At 66.6% G+C, this 20,323-nt stretch carries 15 protein-coding genes; 6 read left to right on the top strand and 9 right to left on the bottom strand.

The genetic code is table 11. The annotated features are described in order from the left end of the window. Positions 1–12 precede the first annotated feature (12 nt). From BUA36_RS04960 to BUA36_RS04925, 8 genes are all read right to left on the bottom strand, one after another. On the bottom strand, positions 13–3,945 hold the full coding sequence (locus BUA36_RS04960) for a PAS domain S-box protein (RefSeq protein ID WP_072781909.1): 3,933 nt from the start codon (positions 3,943–3,945) through the stop codon (positions 13–15). Further along, positions 3,942–4,883 (bottom strand): diguanylate cyclase domain-containing protein, encoded by a 942-nt coding sequence (locus BUA36_RS04955; protein ID WP_072781907.1) that lies wholly within the window; start codon positions 4,881–4,883, stop codon positions 3,942–3,944. Before BUA36_RS04955 ends, BUA36_RS04960 begins: the two co-directional genes overlap by 4 nt. A gap of 335 nt (positions 4,884–5,218) precedes the next feature. Continuing rightward, the gene (locus BUA36_RS04950; RefSeq protein ID WP_072781905.1) at positions 5,219–5,830 is read right to left on the bottom strand and encodes an ANTAR domain-containing response regulator; all 612 of its coding nucleotides are present in this window, start codon (positions 5,828–5,830) and stop codon (positions 5,219–5,221) included. Then, entirely contained in the window at positions 5,827–7,710 is a 1,884-nt protein-coding gene (locus tag BUA36_RS04945) for an ATP-binding protein (RefSeq protein ID WP_139260348.1), read from the bottom strand. Before BUA36_RS04945 ends, BUA36_RS04950 begins: the two co-directional genes overlap by 4 nt. Positions 7,711–7,770: 60 nt before the next feature. Then, on the bottom strand, positions 7,771–8,265 hold the full coding sequence (locus BUA36_RS04940; protein ID WP_072781900.1) for a PDC sensor domain-containing protein: 495 nt from the start codon (positions 8,263–8,265) through the stop codon (positions 7,771–7,773). A gap of 97 nt (positions 8,266–8,362) precedes the next feature. Further along, complete coding sequence (locus BUA36_RS04935; RefSeq protein WP_072781898.1) at positions 8,363–8,548, bottom strand: hypothetical protein; 186 nt, start codon at positions 8,546–8,548, stop codon at positions 8,363–8,365. Positions 8,549–8,560: 12 nt separating this feature from the next. Then, positions 8,561–8,845 carry a helix-turn-helix domain-containing protein gene (locus BUA36_RS04930; RefSeq protein WP_072781896.1) on the bottom strand — a complete coding sequence of 95 codons (285 nt, stop codon included), beginning with the start codon at positions 8,843–8,845 and terminating at the stop codon, positions 8,561–8,563. After that, entirely contained in the window at positions 8,842–9,903 is a 1,062-nt protein-coding gene (locus BUA36_RS04925) for an HD domain-containing phosphohydrolase (protein ID WP_072781894.1), read from the bottom strand. Before BUA36_RS04925 ends, BUA36_RS04930 begins: the two co-directional genes overlap by 4 nt. 164 nt (positions 9,904–10,067) lie before the next feature. Between BUA36_RS04925 and BUA36_RS04920 the strand changes: the two genes are divergently transcribed. The 6 genes from BUA36_RS04920 to BUA36_RS04895 all read left to right on the top strand — a co-directional run bounded on the left by BUA36_RS04920 (position 10,068) and on the right by BUA36_RS04895 (position 18,807). Beyond that, positions 10,068–10,676: a response regulator gene (locus tag BUA36_RS04920; protein ID WP_072781892.1), complete on the top strand. Its 609-nt coding sequence runs from the start codon at positions 10,068–10,070 to the stop codon at positions 10,674–10,676. A 111-nt stretch (positions 10,677–10,787) separates the two neighbouring features. Beyond that, entirely contained in the window at positions 10,788–12,467 is a 1,680-nt protein-coding gene (locus BUA36_RS04915) for a sensor histidine kinase (protein WP_072781889.1), read from the top strand. A gap of 2 nt (positions 12,468–12,469) precedes the next feature. Then, positions 12,470–12,823 (top strand): Hpt domain-containing protein, encoded by a 354-nt coding sequence (locus tag BUA36_RS04910; protein ID WP_072781887.1) that lies wholly within the window; start codon positions 12,470–12,472, stop codon positions 12,821–12,823. Then, positions 12,804–15,005, top strand: coding sequence for a hybrid sensor histidine kinase/response regulator (locus BUA36_RS04905; protein WP_072781885.1), 2,202 nt, complete (start codon positions 12,804–12,806; stop codon positions 15,003–15,005). The genes BUA36_RS04910 and BUA36_RS04905 overlap by 20 nt, the downstream gene beginning before the upstream one ends. A 103-nt stretch (positions 15,006–15,108) precedes the next feature. Further along, positions 15,109–16,719, top strand: coding sequence for a methyl-accepting chemotaxis protein (locus tag BUA36_RS31510; RefSeq protein WP_072781883.1), 1,611 nt, complete (start codon positions 15,109–15,111; stop codon positions 16,717–16,719). Between the two features lie 117 nt (positions 16,720–16,836). Next, positions 16,837–18,807 (top strand): peptidase U32 family protein, encoded by a 1,971-nt coding sequence (locus tag BUA36_RS04895; protein ID WP_072781881.1) that lies wholly within the window; start codon positions 16,837–16,839, stop codon positions 18,805–18,807. Positions 18,808–18,830: 23 nt separating this feature from the next. Here BUA36_RS04895 and BUA36_RS04890 read toward each other — a convergent pair whose 3' ends face one another. Beyond that, a complete protein-coding gene (locus BUA36_RS04890) occupies positions 18,831–20,030 on the bottom strand; it encodes a cation:proton antiporter (RefSeq protein ID WP_371851425.1) in 1,200 nt (399 codons plus the stop codon). Between the last annotated feature and the right edge of the window lie 293 nt (positions 20,031–20,323).

The raw sequence follows: 20,323 nt of genomic DNA, 5'->3' as shown, positions 1-20,323 counted from the left end.
GGCTGATCGCGGTCACAGCGCCGCCATCTGCTGATGCAGCAGCTCCTGCGCTGCGGTGAAATCCAACGCCTGGATGGACTGGGCTAATCGGCACAGTTGCGCATCCGTGCTGCCCGCCAGCGGCGTCACCCAGTCCAGCGCCCGCAAATTGCCGGCCGCCAGCAGCGCCGCCAGTTCGTCCAGCGGTAGCGGCGACAGCAGTGCCGGTGGCGTGGCCGGCAGCGGGGCTGGCGCCGGCGCCAATCCGGCGCGCAGGCGCTGCGTGGCGTCGAGGCCGGCCTGCGGCAATGCCGCTGTCTGCGCCAGCAAGGCGTCATCGGTCTCCCCGCGTTTGACCGCCTGCTCCAGCGCGCTGACCTGCGCCGCCAGCCCGCGCGCGCCCAGTGTCGCCGCCAGACCCTTGTAGGTATGCAGCGCCGCGCCTGCCTCCGCACGCTCGCCGCTGCGCAGCGCCGCCACCGCCTGCGCCGCCAGTTCGCGACTTTGCGTACCAAAGCCGTCAAGCGCCCGCCGGTACAGGCTGTCGTTGCCGCCAAACCGCGCCAGCACCAGCGCCGGCGCCTCGTCGCCGTCCAGCGTGGGACTCGGCAGCGGCGCTGGTGCGGCCGAGCGCAGCAGGCAGCGCACCAGTTGCTCGAGGTCGATCGGTTTGCCCACGTGATCATCCATGCCGGCCGCCAGGCAGCTGGCGCGATCGGCCTCGCCGGCGTTGGCGGTCATGGCAACGATACGCAGCGCCGGACCCAGCGCGGTGCGGATGCGGCGCGTCGCCTCCAGCCCGTCCATTTCCGGCATCTGCATGTCCATCAGGACCACATCTGGCAGCAGCTGCGCGGCCAGCAGATAGTCCAGGCCCTCACGGCCGTTGTCGGCCAGCGTCACCTGGGCGCCCTCGTGCCCCAGCAACTCGCCGGCAACCTCGCGGTTGAGCGGGTTGTCTTCCACCAGCAGGATGTGCATGCCCAGCAAGCGCTGCGGCGCTGGCTCCAGCTGCGGCGGCGCCACCGGCCCATCGAGCGCCCGCTGGACCGCCTTCGCCAGCATGTGCGGCGTCGCCGGCGTGCTCAGCACTTCGCCGCTGGCCGGCGTCTCGCAGGCCGGCGTCAGCAGCACCAGCGGCATGCCGCACGCTGTCACCTGGCGTTCCAGCGCGGCGCGCTGGCCCAGCGCCTGATCCAGCAGCACCGCATCATAGCGCTGCAAGGACATGGCCTGCACGGCTGCCAGGCCATCGCCCGCCAGCGTTGCCTGCCAGCCCAGTCCGCACGCCATGCGCTGCAGCGCGCTACCGGCCCCGTGGTGGGCATGCGCGATCAGCAGCGTCGGGCCCGGCAGCGCCGGTGCCGGCGCCAGCGCTCCGCAGCCAAGGTCGACCTCGAACCAGAAGCAGCTGCCCTGCCCTGGCGCACTATCGAGTTGCAGCGTGCTGCCCATCAGGGCCAGCAGACGGCGGCTGATTACCAGCCCCAGTCCGGTCCCGCCATAGCGCCGCGAAATCGACGCTTCGGCCTGCGTGAAGCCGTCGAAAATACGCGCCTGTTGCTCGGTGCTGATGCCGATGCCGCTATCGGTCACGGCCACCCGCAAGCGCAACCAGCCTTCGGTGCCGGCCAGCACCCGCACGCTGACGCAGACCTCGCCACACTCGGTGAACTTGAGCGCATTGCCGGCCAGGTTGATCAGAATCTGCTGCAGGCGCAGGCGATCGCCGATCAGCACTGCGGGCAGACGGGGATCGAGATCAAAAATCAGTTCCACCGGCTTGCCGGCCTGGTTGCCACCCAGCACCACCGCCAGATCGCGCAGCATGGCGTCGCTGTCGAACGGATGGGGGTCCAGCTTGAGCTTGCCGGCTTCGATCTTCGAATAATCCAGCACATCGTTGAGCAGTTGCAGCAGCGCGCGCGCGGCACTGCCGGCCTTGCTCAGATAGTCGCGCTGGCGCGGCGCCAGCGGGGTGGCCTGCACCAGTTGCAGCATGCCCAGCACGGCATTCATCGGGGTGCGGATTTCGTGGCTCATATTGGCCAGGAAATTCGACTTGGCGGCACTGGCGGCCAGCGCTTCTTCCTTGGCACGCTGCAGCGACGACAGCAGTTCGCGCCGTTGGGTGATGTCCATGGCCACGCCGAGGTAGCCGCTCAGTCTACCGTGCGCATCATGCATGGCGGTGACGATCAGCGACACCGCCAGGCGGCTGCCGTCCTGGCGGATATACGTCCATTCGCGCGTCTCGGCGCCGGCCCGCTCGGCCCCGAGCACCAGCGCACGGAACGGCCCCACCAGCTGGGCTTCCTGTTCGCTCAGTTCGGCCGCGCGCGCGGCGAGTTCCCCCGGATCGTGGAAGCGCATCGGGGTGGCGCCGTGCAGCATCTGCTCAGCCGAATAACCCAGCATGCGCTCGGCGCCGCGGTTGAACACGGTAATACTGCCGTCCACCGCACAGGCGATGATGGCCACGCCGGTGGCGGCATCGAGCACATTGCTCAGGATCAGATTGGTGTCGCGCAGTTGCGCCGTGCGCTGCGCCACGGTATCTTCCAGGCGCGCGTTGGCGGCGCGCACGCGCAGTTCGGCGGCCTTGCGTTCGGTAATGTCGCGCACCGTTTTGGCGGCGCCGATCACACTGCCGTCCGGGTGGCGTACCGGCGCCACCGCGACCCAGACATCGACCACATGGCCGTCGCGGTGCAGGCGCTGGGTCTCGACGTCGGTCACCGTCTCGCCGGCCGCTAGCCGCCGCAAGATGGCCTGCTCTTCATGCTGCAGATGGGGCGGCACCAGCAACTCGGCCACGGTACGGCCCAGCGCCTGCGCCGTGCTGTGGCCGAACAGGCGCTCGGCGCCGTCATTCCAGCTGGTGATGCGGCCCTGCATGTCCTTGCCGATGATGGCGTCGGCCGAGCTATCGACGATGGCTGCCAGCCGCGCCTGTCCGGCCAGCGCCTCGTCGCGCCGCTGGCGGCCGGCTGCGGCCACCGCCAGCAGCGCCGTCAGCGCAGCCGTCATCACCAGCCCGGCGGCCAGCACCACGGCCGGCGAGGGCAAATGCTGGCGCATGGTGTAGGCCTCGCCGCCTTCCACCGTGAGCTGCCAGCGGCGGCCATAGGTGTGCAGCGTGGTGCTGGTGCGCAGCACGTCGCGCGCGCCGCCGTCCAGGCGCGGCAGCACCCGCAGCGGCGTCGGCCCCGTCACATCCTCGAGGCTGATGCTGAGCCCGGCCGCTTCAGCGCCCACATCCTGCACCACCTTTTCAATCCGCAAGGCCGCATAAGTCCATCCCACCAGCGTCGCTGCGCGCAGCGCCGGCGCCGGCACGGCGCCGGCGGCGTAGACCGGCAATACCAGCAAAAACGCCGGCCGCACTTCACCGCTGCCGTACAACATCACGGGCGGCGTCAGGCGCGCCTCGCCGGCCGCTGCGGCCAGGTCGGCGGTAAGCCGGCGCAGGGTTTCCGATCCCAGGTCCAGTCCCTGCAAGGGCTGGCCGCCGTCCAGCGCGCGGTAGGCCTGGACCACGTAGCGGCTGTGCGCGTGACGGCTGAATTCGCTCACATAAAAATCAGGCTGCCGCGCGCGCTGCTCGCGCACAAACGCCGCCTCGTCCTCGCGCGGCACGCGCCGCACAAAGCCGAAACTGCGCGCGCTGCCCAGTTCGCGCTCGGGCGCCAGGCTGGCCAGATAGAGATTCAGTTCGCCCTGCCCCATGCGGGCCGGGCCGGCCGTCAGCACCACGCCGCGCAATCCCTGCAAGGCATCCTGGTAGCGCCCCAGATGCTGCTGCATGTGTTCCGCCGCCGCCGCGCCGACCGCCTGCAGGCGTTGCTGCATCAGGCGCTGGTTCTGCAGCGTCTGGTACCACGCCGCCGCACCGCTCAGCAGCAGGCCGGCAAGCGCCACCAGCACGGGCGCGCGCCAACGGCGCCCGACGCGCGCGGGCTTCATGGCGCGACCGCGTCCAGGCAGGCGCGGTCGCGGCCGGCGCCCTTGGCCAGGTAGAGCTGGGCATCAGCGCGCGCCAGCAGGTCGGCCACGCTGGCATGACCATCGCCGCACGCTACCCCCAGGCTCAGCGAGACCACTCCGGCCGCCGTACCGGCCGCGTGCGGCAATTGCAGCGCCCTGACCTGCTGGCACAGATGCTGCGCCAGCCGCAAGGCGTCGGCCTGTGCCAGCCCCGGCAGCAACAGCGCGAATTCCTCGCCGCCGTAGCGGGCCACGAAGTCGCCGGGGCGGCGCAAGCCCGCCTGCAATGCGGCCGCGACCTGGGTCAGGCAAGCGTCACCGGCCTGGTGGCCATACAGATCGTTGTAGCGCTTGAAAAAATCGACGTCGCCCAGCATCAGCGTGAGCGGCTCGCCGCTGCGGCGCGCGAGCGCCAGCGCGGTGTCGGCCTGCTGATCGAAATAGCGGCGGTTGGGGATGCCCGTCAAGCCATCCAGGTAGGCCAGCCGCTGCAGCGCGTCGGCCTGACGGCGCAGCGTCAGGTGCACCTGCACCCGGTGACGCAAGGTCAGCGGATTGAGCGGCTTGCTCACAAAGTCCACCGCGCCGGCCTGCCAACAGGCCGATTCCTCCTGCGCATCGGTGCTGGCCGTAATGAAGATCAGCGGAGTGGCGGCGGTGCGCGGATCCTGCTTGAGGCGGGCCGCCACCTGCATGCCATCGACCTCCGGCATCACCAGGTCCAGCAGCACGATGTCGGGCTGCTGCGCCAGGCAGAGCGCAATGCCGGCCTCGCCGCTGGTGGCCATCAACACCTCGTACTGCTGCGACAGCATGCTGTAGACGGTCTGGATATTGAGCGGCTGGTCATCGATTACCAGCACGGTGGCGCGCGCCGACGGCGGCGCCGGCGCCGGAAACGCCATCATGCTGCCCATGGCGTACTCCTCAAGCGCCGTGGCGCCATGGCCGCGCGGCTGCGCATTACTTGGGGGGAAATCAAACGAAACATGACACGCTCCTGCTAAGCCATCCGCCGCTGCCAGGCAGGCGTCGCGGAAGGCGGTTCGGGGAGCGGCGGGAAGGGGCCGCGTCAGCTGTATCCGGCCCGGACAAGGGGGCAGGCCAGCCTGGGCTGTGCGCGCTCAGTACCGCAGGAGGGGGCGGTACCGGGCACCGCGCACGGCAGTGATCGACCGTGTCAGCATACCACAACAAATTGCCCAAAACCAATAATCTCCCGGGCTTTTCGCGCGGCTGTGGCGCCGCCGCCTCATTTGCGCAGCGGACCACCCAGCGCATTCAAGGTATCGGCGGCGGCCAGCAACTCGCGCGCGACGTCGTTCAGGCGGCGCTGGTGCGACCGGGCCTGGTCGCGCAGCAGGTTCAGGGCGCTGAGCTGGTCGAGCCGGTAGCGCTCCATGAGCAAGCCGATCGCCATGCCGGTTTCGCGTCCCTCGCGCAGGGCCTGGCCGAGACGCTGCTCTTCCGCACGCAAGCCGCGGATTTCCGCCCCGCGCGCCAGCGCTGCGCGCACCGCCGGCAACAACTGGGCCAGGTCGATCGGCTTGCGCAGGAAGCCCACGGCGCCGCTGCGGGCGGCCTGTTCCACCACGTCCTGCTCGTCGTTCGCCGACAGGAACATGTGCGGCACACCATCCATGCGCGCGGCCAGTTCCAGCCCGGACATGTCCGGCATGGTGATGTCCAGCACGGCCAACTCGGGCGGCGCCGCATCGCTCAGCGAGGCCAGCGCCTGCGCACCGCTGCTGGCCAGGCGCACCCGCAGCCCGGCCGCCTCCAGCGTGCGCGCCAGCAGGCCCAGGATCGGCAGGTCGTCATCGACCAGCAGCACCAGCGGCGCACTGTCGCCGTGCAGGCTCATGGCGCCGCCTCCAGCAGCGCCGGCCCGCCTGCCTCGCGCTGGCTGGCGCTGCGCAAGCGGGCCAGCGCCGCCATGGCCTGCGGCGTGTCGCCGTTGCGGCAGGCCAGTTCCAGCGCGGCCGCCTGCGCCCCGCTGTCCGGGCAGCCAAAGGTGGCCGCCGAGCCTTTGATCGCATGGGCGTCCATCTGTGCCGCCGCCCACTCGCCGCGCGCCAGGGCCTCGGCCAACTGCGCCACCCGCGCGCCGAGACCGTCGCGGAACGCCTGCACCATGGGCTGGAACTCGGGCAGATCCTCAAAGCTGGTCAGCGGCGCCAGCCGGCGCAGATAGCGCGCCACCACCGCCTCGAATGCGGCCCGCTCGATCGGCTTGGCCAGCCAGTCATCAAAGCCGGCCTGCCGGTAACGTGCATGGTCCTCGGCCAGCACATTGGCGGTGAGCGCCACGATCGGCCGGCGGAAGCCGGCCTCGCGCAGGCGGCGCGTGGCGCCGAGGCCATCCAGTATCGGCATCTGGATATCCATCAACACCAGGTCGGGCAAGGCCGCCAGCGCGCTCTGCACCCCCTGCTCACCGTCGGCAGCGCAGGCCACCTCGGCGCCCATGCGCTGCAGCAGCTTGCTGATCAGCAGGCGGTTGTCGGCACCGTCCTCGACCACCAGCACCCGCCCCGCGACCTGGCCGGGCGCAGCCGCGCTGGCGGCCACGCTGGGCAGCGCGGCCGCCACGGCCGCGCGGATCGTCACGGTCATGGTGGTGCCCTGCCCTTTGACGCTGGCGACCTGGATGCCGCCGCCCATGGCGCTGGCCAGCTGGCGCACCAGATACAGGCCCAGGCCGGTGCCGCCAAAGCGCCGCGCCACGCTGCTGTCGGCCTGGGTGAACGGGGTAAACAAGCCGGCCACCTGGTCCTCGCTCATGCCGATGCCGGTGTCGCGCACCCGGCAGCCCAGCAACTGGGCCTCGCTGTCGTACCAGACCGCCACCTCGACCTCGCCGTACTCGGTGAACTTGATCGCATTCGATACCAGGTTGAGCAGAATCTGGCGCCAGCGCGTGGGATCGCCCAGCAACGCCGCCGGGCAAGGCCCGTGCATGGCAGCCTGGTAGGCAATGCCGCGCTGGGCCGCCGAGGTCCGCATCAGCGCGCTGACCGCATTGAGCGCCTCCTCGGGCGAGAAGGCCACGCTTTCGAGCACCAGCTTGCCCGACTCCACTTTGGACATGTCCAGTATGTCGTTGATCAGCGACAGCAAATGCTGGCTGTTGCGCAGGATAATACGGCCCAGCTCGCTCGTTTCCGCGCGCCCCGCATGCTCGAGCTGCTCGGCGAAGCCGATCACGGCGGTCAGCGGGGTGCGGATCTCATGGCTCATCATCGCCAGGAAGGCCGACTTGGCGCGGTTGGCGGCGTCGGCTTCAGCCTTGAGGGTGCGCTGCTCGCGCACCGCGCCGTCGCGCTTGCGCATGGCGCGCAGCACGATCAGGCAGGCCGCCAGCACCGCCAGGCTGCACACTGCGCCCACCGCGCTGAGCTGGAGCGCAAAGTTGCGCCACTGGGCCAGGAAGACGTCTTCCGGCACGCTGATATTGATCACCAGCGGGTAGTTCGGGATCAGCCGGGCCGCCCCCATGCGTGTCACCGTGCGGCCGTTGTCCGCCAGCCGCGGCGTGGACACCACGGCGGTGCCGGCTTCGCGCCGCTGGCGTTCAATGATGTCAAAGCTGCTGCCATTGCGGTTGATTTGCCCCATGACGTCATCATTGTGCGGCCAGCGCGCCAGCACCGTGAAGTCGCGCCGGTACAGCGTCACGGCAGAGCCTTCGCTGAGCCGGATCTTGCCGTAAAAATCGCTGATCTGCCGGCTCGACACGCCCACCAGCACCACCCCCAGGAACTCGCCGGCCGGCGCACTGATACGGCGCGACAGATAAAACGTCTAGGCGCCATTGCCCTTGTTACGCACCGGCTTGCTCACATACAGGCCAAGCTCGGGCGAGGCGCGGTGGGCCTGGAAATAGTCGCGGTCGGCCAGGCTGATGGCGGGCGCCGGGTGGCTGCGCGTGAAGTTGACGACCTGGCCGTCGGCCGCCACGATGGTGGCCACGTCGATCTGCGGCAACACCCGCTTGCGGTCCAGCAGACGCTGGAATTCGGCCTCGTCGCCGAGCCGCGCGCGCAGCGTGGCGCCGTCCTCGACGCCGAGCAGGCGGATGCGCTCGAGCATGCCGTCGAGCATCAGATCAGCCGCACTCATCTCGTGCGCAGTCTGCTCCGCCAGCAGCAGGGCGGTGCCGTCGAGCTGGTCGCGCCACTCGGCAATTTCGCTATCGCGCGCCTGATACAGCGCAATCCCCAGCGCGCTGGCGATGGTCAGCAACAGCGCCGCGCCGGTGGCGGCAATCAGGGTGCGGGAACGGTTGGAATCAGGCATCTTGCTATCCGGTATGAGTGTTCACGATAGCACCAGCCCCGTCTTTTGCCGCGCTTTTTTTGGCGGCCAAGCGGCCCGATGTTGCGCCGGCGCGACCTTAGCGTTGACTATCAAAACGGTAGAGATAGCGCTGCAGTGCCGAGCACACCTGGGCGCTGCGCTGGCGGCGTTCGCGCGCCTGCACCTGGCCGCCGACCTGCAGGCTATGGCGTTGCATCAGCCGCCAGCGCCACAGTTGTTGCAACACGGCCGCCACCGCAGCCGCCTCGGTTGGTTCATGCATGACAGCCTCCGTTCAGGTCAGGTGATGTCGCTGGTCGAGCAGCATTTGCCGCGCCTGCAACTGCTTGAGTTCGGCAATCGGGATATCGAACGCGTCATGTACGCGCAACAGCACCTCGTCGCTGACCGGCACCCGGCGGCGGCGGATTTTGCTGATGCTCGACGGCGCCAGCCGCAGGCACCGGCTGAGCTCGGCGTCGTTCTTGATTTTCTGCCGCGCCATGACGCCGTCAAGCAGGCAGTGGGTCAGCCAGGCGCCGTGCGCGATTGCGGCCGGATCGGGTTTCTCGCTACTCATGCTGCACTCCTCATTACCGTTGGGGTGGGTTCGTGAAAGCGGCGCTGGATGACCAGCACCGCGTCCAGCTCGGCCAGCAGGGCGTCGACGCAGGCCGGGTCGAAATGGCCGCCGCGCTGGGTGTGCAGATAGTCCACCGCGCGCGCCAGGTCCCAGCCGGGCTTGTAGGGCCGGGCCGTGGTCAGCGCGTCAAACACATCGGCCACGGCGACGATGCGCCCATACAGGGGAATCGCCTGGCCTGCCAGGCCATGGGGGTAGCCGGCGCCGTCGTAGCGTTCGTGGTGGCTGATGGCGATGGTGGCGCCCGCCTGCAGCAGGGCCGACTCGCTGTCGGCCAGGATCTCGGCGCCGATCTGCGGATGGCGCTGCATGATGGCGCGCTCTTCCGCCGTCAGCGGCCCGGGTTTGAGCAGCACCGCATCCGGTATCCCGACTTTGCCGATATCGTGCATCGGCGCCGCTTCGCAGATCAGGTCGCACTCGGCGGCGTCCAGGCCGAGCCGCTGCGCGATCAGGCGCGCGTAGGCGGCCATGCGCAACAGGTGGCTGCCGGTATCGTTGTCGCGAAATTCCGCGGCACGCGACAGCCGGTGGATGGCTTCCTGCTCCCGCGCCACGATGGCTGCGGTTGCGCGCCGCACCGCTTGCGCCAAGCCCTCGGCGCGCGTGGCCAGCTGCAACTGGGCCTGGCGCAAGGCCAGCAAGTTGCCGATGCGGACATTGAACTCGATGCTGTTGACAGGCTTGGTCAGGAAATCATTCGCGCTCAGGCGCAGCGCCTGGTGCCGCACCCCCACCTCGGTGTCGGCGGTCACCATCACCACCGGCACCTCGCGCATATTGGGCAGGTCACGGAAACGGCGCAGGAATTCGAGGCCATCGATGCCGGGCATCATATAATCAATCACCACCAGGTCGGGCGTGCGGTGTGCGCACCAGGCCAGCGCTTCCGCCGCGTCCTGCATGGGCAGCGGTTTCGCCACATCGAGCATGCTCAGCATGTGGCAGAACAGGTCCAGATTCATCTGGTTATCATCTACGACCAGCACTTTCATTGCGGCTCCTTTCGGATTCCTCTAGGCGCTTGCCGGGTTCAGCGGCATAATGGCGTCGGGAAAAGTCATTCGTCAGTAAAACCGATTATGCCTTAATTTTTATCGAAATCGGTATATTTGGTATTTTTAATTCTTGCTGTAGTTTATTGGTGACAACAGGTACTATGAAGAGTGCAATACAAACAGAGGAAGTCTGCACCACGCAGCGGGCCGCGGAATTGCTGGGCATTTCTGTCTCCACGGTGCAACAACTGGTGGAGGCCGGCGAAATCGAAGCCTGGAAGACCAAGGGCGGCCACCGCCGCATCCCGCTGGCTGCGGTGATGGCGTACAAGCTGCAAGCGGGCACCGAACTGATGCCGGCGCGGCCGCCAACTGAAGCGGGCGCCGCCATCCTGATCGTCGAGGACAACCCCATGCAGCGTCAGCTGTATCAAAAGCAGATCGGCAGCTGGGAGCTGGGCGCCACGCTGGGTTTCTGCGACAACGGCTACCAGGCGCTGCTGGAAGTGGCGCGGCGCCAGCCCGACATCTTGCTGGTCGACATCATGATGGAAGGCATGGATGGCTATGAACTGATTAACACCCTGCTGGCCGACTCCCATTTGCGGCCGATGCACATTGCGATCCTGTCAGGCCTGGATCGCGCCGCACTGCAGCAGCGCGGCGGCGTACCGCGCGGCGTGGTGTTCTTCCAGAAGCCGGTCAACTATGACGAATTGCGCGGCTATTTGCGGGCCTGTTGCGCCCAAGTGGCGCGCGATGCCAAATGAATTTACCGAATTAATTAAATTTGACAAATATCGCTAGTTGAAGCATGCTGTACCTAACAGGCCGGCGGTACGCCACCCATCTCGGGCGGTGGCCGGCCACGGGAGCACACCATGTGGCAATCCGTACAGAAATATGGCGACACGCGCTGGGCGCTGACGGCCTTTGCCCTGCTGCTACTGGCCGGAATCTGGGGCCTGACGCTGTGGCAACTGGACAACGATGAACACCAGGCGCGCGCTGCCGCCCAACGCGAAAGCCGCGACCTGGTGCGCCTGTTCAGCGAACATGCGGCGCGCACCGTGCTCGCCGCCGATCAGGCCGCGTTATTCCTGCGCCAGCGCTACGCTGCCGAGGGGCGCCAGCTGAAAGTCAGCGACGAACTCAAAAGCAGCCTGGGCGCCGGCCGCCTATACCACCTGTTTTCCATCGTCGACCCCGCAGGCAATGTCGTACTGTCCAGTCAGCCTTTCACGCCGACCAACCTGGCCGACCGTCCCCACATCCGCATTCATGGCCCCAACAGCCCCGACCTGCTGTATATCAGCGCGCCGGTGCTGGGGCGGGTGTCCGGCAAATGGTCGCTGCAAATTTCGCGCCGCATCACCATGGCCGACGGCCGCTACGGCGGCGTGGTGGTGGTGTCGCTGGACCCGCTCTACTTCACCCAGCTGTACGGCGAGGTCGACGTCGGGCGCCAGGGCTCGGTGGCGCTGGTCGGCGCCGACGGCGTGGTGCGCGCGCGGCGGGTCGGCCAACAGGACAGCCTGGGCCAGAATATCGGCGCCAGCACCGTGTTTGGCGCCATGCTGCGCGGCGGCGGCGGCGGCGAGTACGCCGGTCCCATCGATGGCCGGCCGCGCTTCTATGGCTTTGCCCCGTTGCCGGGGCTGCCGCTGTATGCGCTGGTGGGGCTGGACCGCGAGGAGCGCCTGGCCAGCCTAGTCGAGCACCAGCGCCTGACGCTGTCACTGGCGACGCTGACCAGCGCGGTGGTGCTGGCATTTACCGCGATGCTGAGTGTGCTGACGCGGCGCCTGATCCGCAGCCGTGAGGCGGCCTGCGCCGCCAACCTGGCCAAGTCGCGCTTCCTGGCCAATATGTCGCATGAACTGCGCACCCCGCTCAACGGCGTGTTGGGCTATGCCGAATTGCTGCAGGGGGAGCTTGGCGACAGCAAGCAGGGCAATTTTGCCAGCCGCATCCACGCCTGCGGCATGCGCCTGCTGGGCCTGGTCGAAGCCGTGCTGGAGCTCAGTGGCCTGGAGTCGGGCCACGCCACGCTGGACCTGCGCCAGGAGCAGGTCGGCGAGATGGCGCAGCGCGTCGTCAGCGCCCAGCGCGTTGCAGCCGAGGCCAAAGGCCTGGCGGTGAAACTGGACCTGGGCAGCACGCTGCCACGCCATTATGTGTGTGATCGCGCCAAACTGCTGCGCGTGCTGGACATTCTGCTGCGCAACGCGGTGGAAGTCACCAGCACCGGCAGCGTGCGGCTGCTGGTGCGCGCCGCCCCGAACCAGCTGGTGTTCCGCGTCTGCGATACCGGGCCGGGCATACCGCCAGCGGTGCGCGCGCGCCTGTTCGAACAATTTACCGTGGCCGACGACAGCGCCAGCCGCGGCCGCGACGGCGCCGGCCTTGGCCTGGCGATCGCCCACCGCCTGACCCAGCTCATGGGCGGCACCATCATGCTCGAAAGCAGCAATAACGACGGCACGGTGTTTGTCGTCACCCTGCCCTATCTGCGCCTGCAACAACCGGCCGGCGCCATTATCCTGAGCGAGGAGGCTTAATCATGCACACCGCAAGCTACCAACAGATCGATCCGGCCGTGCTCATGCGCCTGGCCGGCGACCGCAGCACCTTCCGCGTCTTGTCACAGACGTTCATGGAGCACGCGCCCGAGCTGTTCCGGCAGCTGGTCGGGGCGTTGCAGCGCGCCGACTATACCGCCATCGGCCGCCTGAGCCATGCGCTCAAAGGCATGACCACGCTGGTCGGGGCCGATCGCCTGACGACGTTGTTGCAGACCCTGGAACTGGCGGCGCGCGCGCAACAGCCGGCCGAGGCCACCGAATTAGGCCAGCTGTTCGTGCAAGTGCTGACTGAAGTGAGCGCCAGCGTTGAAGATGACGGCATTGCCGCCTGAGGCGCCCGCCACCGGTGCGGCCGTGGCCAGCCAGCGCCTGCGTCCGAGCGCGCGCCAGCTGGCCGCGCTGATCTGTGCAGCGCTGCTGACGCTGCTGGCCCTCACCATGGCGAGCTCGGCGTGGCTGCTGCGCGAGCATGAGATAGCCGACTGGCGCCTGGATCTGGACAACCTGAGCCAGGTGCTGGCGGAGAATGTTGCACAAACATTGAGTTCCGGCCATCTGCTGCTGGACAGCCTGGCCGGCCTGGCGCACAGCAACGCCGACGACATCGCCAGCGTGGCGGTGTATCGCAGCCTGCGCGACCAGGCGGCGATGCTGCCGCACGTCGCCGTCGCCCATATCGTCGATGCCAGTGGCAAGATCCGCGCCTCGACGCGCGGCTATCCGGCAACGCCAGCCAGCGTCGCCGCGCAGGACTACTTCCGCTATCACCGCCGTCATGCGCTCGGCCAGCCGTTCCTGAGCGCGCCGGAGCGCGACCCGGGCGACGGCCGCTGGCTGTTTTATGTGAGCCAGCGACTCGACGACAACCATGGCCAGTTCGCCGGCGTGGTGGTGGTCGGCCTCGCGTGCGACTCGTTGAGCGAGTCGTTTCGCACCGCCAGCCTGAATGGCCAGGCCGCGATCGCGCTGTATCGCCAGGACTTGACGCTGCTGGCGCGCTGGCCGCAGCTGCCGGCCGCCACCGGCAAGCTGCATCGCGACAGTGCCGCGCACCAGCTACTGGCAAGCGGCAAACAGCACGACGTGGTCCGCACGCCCGACCTCCACACCGGCGGCGACGAACCGGCCGGTAGCCTGAGCGCGGTGCGCCTGCTGCGCGACTATCCCGTGCTGCTGAGCGCCAGTGTCAGCGAGGGCACCCTGCTTGCCGGCTGGCGCACCAGCATGCACCTGATCGGTGCGGTGGCGCTGGCCAGCGCCGCAGTCACGCTGGCGGCCTTCTGGCTGGTGGCCCGGCTGCTGCGTCGACGCGAGCGCGACGCCGACCATGCGCTGGCGCTCAAGGCGCGCGCCGATGCGGCCAGCGCCGCCAAGTCGCGCTTCCTGGCCGTCATGAGCCATGAAATCCGCACCCCCATGAATGCGATCCTGGGCATGTCCGAACTGCTGCTCGATACCGAACTGAGCCCCACTCAGCGCAATTACGCCGGCAACGTCCATCAGGGTACGCTGGCGCTGCTGCACATCATCAACGATGTGCTCGACTTCTCGCGCATCGAATCGGGCCAGATGACGCTGGACCTCCAGCCGTATGATGCGGCGCTGCTGGTCGAGCAGGCCGTGGCCCTGCACCGTCCGGGCGCGGCGCGCAAGGGATTGCGCATGACGTGCCGCAGCAGCGCACCGCCCGGCCTGGTCGAAGGCGATGCCGGCCGTGTGCGCCAGGTGCTGGGCAACCTGCTGGACAATGCCATCAAGTTCACCGACCGCGGCGACATCGAGGTCACGTTCAGCGCCCGCCCCGACGGCGAGCAATGGCTGCTGCGCTATGCGGTGCGTGACACTGGCGCCGGCCTCCCGGCCGCCATGCAGGCACGCTGGTTCGCCACCACCAGCCAGGCGCAAGCCGGGACAACCGATGACGGCGCCGACCTGGGCCTGGCAATCTGTCAGCGCCTGGTGAGCCTGATGGGCGGGGCGATGGATTGCGTCAGCGCCCCTGGCGTCGGCACGACGATTGGGATTGAATTGCCCTCGCGCTACGTCAGCACATCCGCTGCGGCGGTTCCGGCGCCGGCGCCGGCGCCGGCCTTGCCGGCCACAGGCAAACGCGTGCTGCTGGTGGAGGACACCGAAATGAACCGGCTACTGGCGAGCATCCTGCTCAAAAAGCTCGACTGGGAGGTCGACGAAGCCCATGACGGGGCGCAGGCGCTGGCCGCCCTGGAGCAACAGCGCTATGACATTGTGCTCATGGATTGCATGATGCCCGTGATGGACGGTTATGAGGCGACGCGGCGCTTCCGGCTGTGGGAGCAAGCCCAGGCGCGCACCCGCACCCCGGTGGTGGCGCTGACCGCCAGCGCCGTCGAAGGCGACCGTGAGCGCTGCCTCGCGGCCGGCGCCGACGACTATTTGACCAAGCCGTTCACGGCGGCCGCCTTCGCCGGCGTGCTGGCGCGCTGGGTGCCTGATAATGATGATGCAAAACAACAACAGCAGCAATCCCAATAAGACTAATTCCACCGATTTAATCAATTTAATTGATTTCATCAAATATTCTTGGCATGATGCTCTTACAGCGGCAATCGCCGCAACCAACGTGTGGAGCCTCATCATGACTTTCGCAAAAAAACTCTATATCCTGATTTTCGTTGCCGTGGCCGGCCTCATTGCATTAGGAACGGTCGGCATGGTGCAGATCCAGTCGGTGTATCACGCGGCCAACTACGCCAACGAAAACTCGCTACCCAGCATCGAACACCTCGATGACGCGGCCGAAGCCATGTTCCGCATGCGGATCAACGTCTGGAAGCATATTGCGAGCACGGAGGGTGTCGAGAAATCGCGCGTGATGGAGGAAATCCGCAAGCAGGAAACCGCCATCGAGGCAACGCTGGCGCGCTACCAAAAAGAAGATTTGTCGGATGAGCATGACCGCCAGCTGCTGCAACAGGACCGGGAAACGTTGCGCGGCTACTATGCAGCGCGCGACGCCGTCCTGGCCCTGTCGGCCGCCGGCAATATCGAGGCGGCGCGCGCGAAGCAGCTGTCGATCCAGGCGCACATCATGGCTGCCGACAAGGCAATGAAAGAGCACCGCGCCTACAACGTCAAGCTGGCCGAAGACGCTTCCGAGCAAGCAGCGGCGACGCGCCATGATGCGATCCTGCTGTCAAGCGCCATCGCTGCCATCATTACACTGGGCGTCACGGTGGCAGGCGTGGTGCTGGTGCGCCAACTGGTGCAGGCCTTGCGCGCCGCAGTGGCGCTGGCGGACGCCGTAGCCGGCGGCGACCTCACTACGCGCGTCCACAGCGCCAGCGGCGACGAGATCGGACAGCTGCAGCGCGCGCTGAGCCAGATGAGCGACAAGCTCACCGCCGTCATCGGCGAGGTGCAGCACGGCGCCCAGGCGATCCAGACCGCGTCGAGCGAAATTGCCAGCGGCAATCTGGACCTGTCGGCGCGCACCGAGCAGCAGGCTGGCGCCCTGGAGGAAACCGCCTCCTCGATGGAAGAACTGACCAGCACTGTGCAACATAATGCCGACAGCGCGCTACAGGCCCGCCAGTTGGCCAGCGAGGCGGCCAGCACCGCGCAACAAGGCGGCCAGGTGGTCAGCCAGGTGGTCGACACCATGGCGGCCATCAGTACCGCATCGGCCAGGATCGTCGATATCATCAGCGTCATCGACGGTATTGCCTTCCAGACCAATATCCTGGCGCTCAACGCCGCAGTCGAGGCGGCGCGCGCCGGCGACCAGGGGCGCGGCTTCGCCGTGGTGGCCACCGAAGTGCGCAACCTGGCGCAGCGCTCGGCAGGCGCAGCCAAAGAAATCAAGGCACTCATCGACGACTCCTCGACGCGCGTGCAGCAAGGCGGCCTGTTGGTGGAACAGGCCGGCGTGGCGATGGAGCGCATCGTCGACAGCGTCAGCCGCGTGGCCGGCGTGATCGGCGAAATCGCCGATGCCAGCCGCGAACAGAGTACCGGCATCCAGCAAATCAACGAGGCCGTGACGCAAATGGACGACATGACGCAGCAGAATGCCGCACTGGTCGAGCAGTCTGCGGCTGCCGCCGTCGCCATGCGCGAACAGGCCGATACGCTGACCCAGCTGGTTGGGCAATTCCGCCTGCAGGCGGACGCCCGCGCCCTGCCCGCCCCCGCCAAGGTGATGGCCTTGCCCGCGCGGCGCAAAAGTCCGGCGCTGGGCTACGCCTGATAGCGTGTCGCTGGCCGGCATTGCGCTGCCGGCGGCGATCTCGCGCGGCACCAGGAAAGCTGACTTAAGGCCTTGATTTTGCTATAATTCCCGCCTTCACACGTAAGGAATCAAGCCATGTCACTGCTAGCCCACCAGCTTGAACTGCTGTCGCCCGCCAAAACCGCCGAAATCGGCCGCGAAGCCATTTTGCACGGCGCCGATGCCGTCTATATCGGCGGGCCGGCCTTCGGCGCGCGCCATAACGCCAGCAATCCGATCGAGGATATCTCCAGTCTGGTGGAGTTTGCACACCGCTACCGTTCGCGCATTTTCGTGACGATCAACACCATCCTGCATGACGCCGAACTGGAAGCCGCACGCAAGCAAATCTGGCAACTGTACGATGCCGGCGTCGATGCGCTGATCATCCAGGACATGGGGCTGCTGGAGATGGACCTGCCGCCGATCCAGCTGCACGCCAGTACCCAGTGCGACATCCGCACCGTGGAAAAAGCCAAATTCCTGGGCAATGTGGGCTTCTCGCAGCTGGTGCTGGCGCGTGAGCTGACGATTGAGCAGATCAAGAAAATCCATGCCGAGGTCGATACGCCGCTGGAGTATTTCGTCCACGGCGCGCTGTGCGTGGCGTACTCGGGCCAGTGCTACATTTCGCACGCCGACACCGGCCGCAGCGCCAACCGCGGCGACTGCTCGCAAGCCTGCCGCCTGCCGTACACGCTGAGCGACAGCAAGGGCGGCGTGGTCGCTTATGAAAAACACCTGCTGTCGATGAAGGACAACGACCAGAGCGCCAACCTGGAAGCGCTGATCGATGCCGGCATCCGCTCGTTGAAAATCGAGGGCCGCTACAAGGACATGGGCTATGTGAAAAACATCACCGCCCACTACCGCCTGCTGCTGGACGAAATCCTCGAACGCCGCACCGAGTTCACGCGCGCTGCCAGCGGCAACACCAACATCCTGTTCACGCCGGACGTCGACAAGACCTTCCATCGTGGCCACACTGATTACTTTGCCAACGGCCGCCTGGATGACATCGGCGCCTTCGACAGCCCGAAATACGTGGGCGTTGAGCTGGGCACCGTGACCCGCATCGCCACCGACCATTTCGACGTTGTCACCAACGACGCCATGGCCAACGGCGATGGCCTGAACTATCTGCACAAGCGCGAGGTGTACGGCGTGCAGGCCAACGTGGTGAAGAAGCTGGACCAAAACGAAGAAGGCCAGGTGTGGCGCGTGTTCCCGAACGAGGCTGTCAGCGCGCTGACCGGCCTGAAAGTCGGCCTGTCGGTCAACCGCAACCGCGATCACCACTGGGAAGCTGCGCTGAACAAGAAGTCGTCCGAGCGCAAGGTCGGCCTGCATCTGGCGCTGAGCGAACAAGGCCAGGGCCTGCGTCTGTCATTGACCGATGAAGATGGTTTCGTCAGCGAGACCACCGCTGCCATCGCGCTGCAACCGGCACAGAACGCCGACCAGGCCGATGCCTCGCTGCGCGCCAGCCTGGCCAAACTGGGCAACACCATGTTTGCTGCTGAAAGCGTGGACCTGAAACTGTCGCAGCCATGGTTCGTGCCATCGGCCGCCATCAATGCGCTGCGCCGCGAAGCGATTGAAGCGCATGAAGCCGTGCGCCTGGCCGGCTGGGACCGCCCACAACGCAAGGCCGCCGCCGAGCCGCCGGCCGTGTACCCGGACACCCAGCTCAGCTACCTGGCCAACGTCTACAACGAAAAGGCCCGCGCCTTCTATCACAAGCATGGCGTGCAGCTGATCGCCGCCGCTTACGAGGCGCACGAAGAAGCGGGCGAAGTGCCGCTGATGATTACCAAGCACTGTCTGCGCTTCTCGTTCAACCTGTGCCCGAAACAGGCCAAGGGTGTACAAGGCGTGCAAGGCCAGGTGCGTGCAGAGCCGATGACGCTGGTCAGTGGCGACGAAACCTACACGCTGCGCTTCGATTGCAAGCCATGCGAAATGCACGTGGTCGGCGCCATGAAACCGGGCATCCTGAAATCGGCGCCGCCGTCCAACGTGCCTTACAGCCCAATGGTGTTCCACCGCCAGCGCCCGCGCGCCTGATACGCTGACGGCGCCGGCCGGCGTTAGCTGGTCCGGAAAATCAGCTCCTTCACCTGCCGCAGCTTCGGTGCGACGGCAGGTACCGTCAACATGGTGCTGGCCACCGCCATCAACAGCATGGCGGTAAAGGTCTCGTTGGTGATGATGCCTTTGTCGAGCAGGATGTTGACGAAGATGATCATGATCAGCGCTTTGGTTTGCAGCAGCCAGCCGATGATCGATGCCTCACCCGGCTGCCATTTCAGGATCTTGCCGGCGATCTGCACGCCGAGCAGCTTGCCCGTCACCGACGCCACCAGCAGCACCGCTGCGGCGATGAACACCGCCGAACCGCCCATGCCCCAGTTGGTGCGCAAGCCGGTGCTCAGGAAGAAGACCGGCATGAACGCCAGCAGCACATGGTGGCGCATCAGGTCCATTTTCTCCTGGTCGAACCAGTGCGCGTCCATCACCGCACCGGCCAGGAAGGCGCCCACCATGAAGTGCAGGCCGGCCCAGTCGGCCGCAAAGCCGCACGCCGCCAGCCAGATCAGCGACACATACCAGCGGTCGCGCTCCGGCAGGCGCGCCATGAGCTTGCGGAAGCCCCACGCCGCCAGTGCGAACAGCACCAGGAAACCAAGCTGGCGGCCGACGCGCGTCCAGTCCAGCAGGATCAGCGCCAGCACGCCCCAGATGGCAATATCGTCCAGGCTGGCGTAGCGCAGGATGCGTTGGCCGATAGGCTGACGCAGAATCTCAAGGTTCTCCATCAGCAGAATCAGAATCGGCAGCGCGGTCACGGCGCACGCCATGCCCACGCCCAGCACGAATTGCCAGTCCTTGCCGTTGGGGCCGATCCAGCCGCTGTACGACAACATGCCCAGCGCCGCCACGCAGCCAAACAGCAGCGGCGTGCCGAGCGCCATGCTGGCGGTGATCACGCTTTCGCGGCGGTGCTCCCAGGCCTTGGGCAAATCCAGTTCAATCCCCGCGATCATCACAAACAGCATCACGGCCCACCAGGCAATGCTGTTCAGCGACTGGATGACGGGTGGCGTGAACACAAATTTGTAGTAATCCGGAAATGCCGAACCCAGTACGCCGGGTCCCAGCAGGATGCCGGCGATGATTTGCACCACCACCAGCGGCGCATAGTAATTGGTGTCGCACAGGCGCCAGACCAGATAAGGAATGGAAAAGATGATCAACATTGCCAGGAGAAAAATCTCCGTGGTGGTCATCGCAGTATGCATCGAGGTATCCCCAGCTTATGTAATTATGTAATTTCACTACGCAAAAAGTATAAACTGACTGTTTTAAATCTGGCAAAACATTTGTTTTTATCGCCAAAACAGTATTTGGAAACGTTGTTTTATCTGCTTGACAGGTCATATCACCCAATATACCTTCACGTTCGTTGCCATGTGGCAATGTCGTAGCGCCTTCATATACTTGAATCATTCGTGCGCTGCGAAAACATTTTCTGTAGCAAAATGCGCGGCGCCACGGTGATGTGCCGTTGGCAACCTTTTAC

Origin of the sequence: Duganella sacchari, from assembly GCF_900143065.1 — a bacterium.
Taxonomy (GTDB): domain Bacteria; phylum Pseudomonadota; class Gammaproteobacteria; order Burkholderiales; family Burkholderiaceae_D; genus Rugamonas; species Rugamonas sacchari.
The sequence above is the reverse complement of the archived record's forward strand: the minus strand, read 5'-3'. Positions and strand labels throughout refer to the sequence as shown.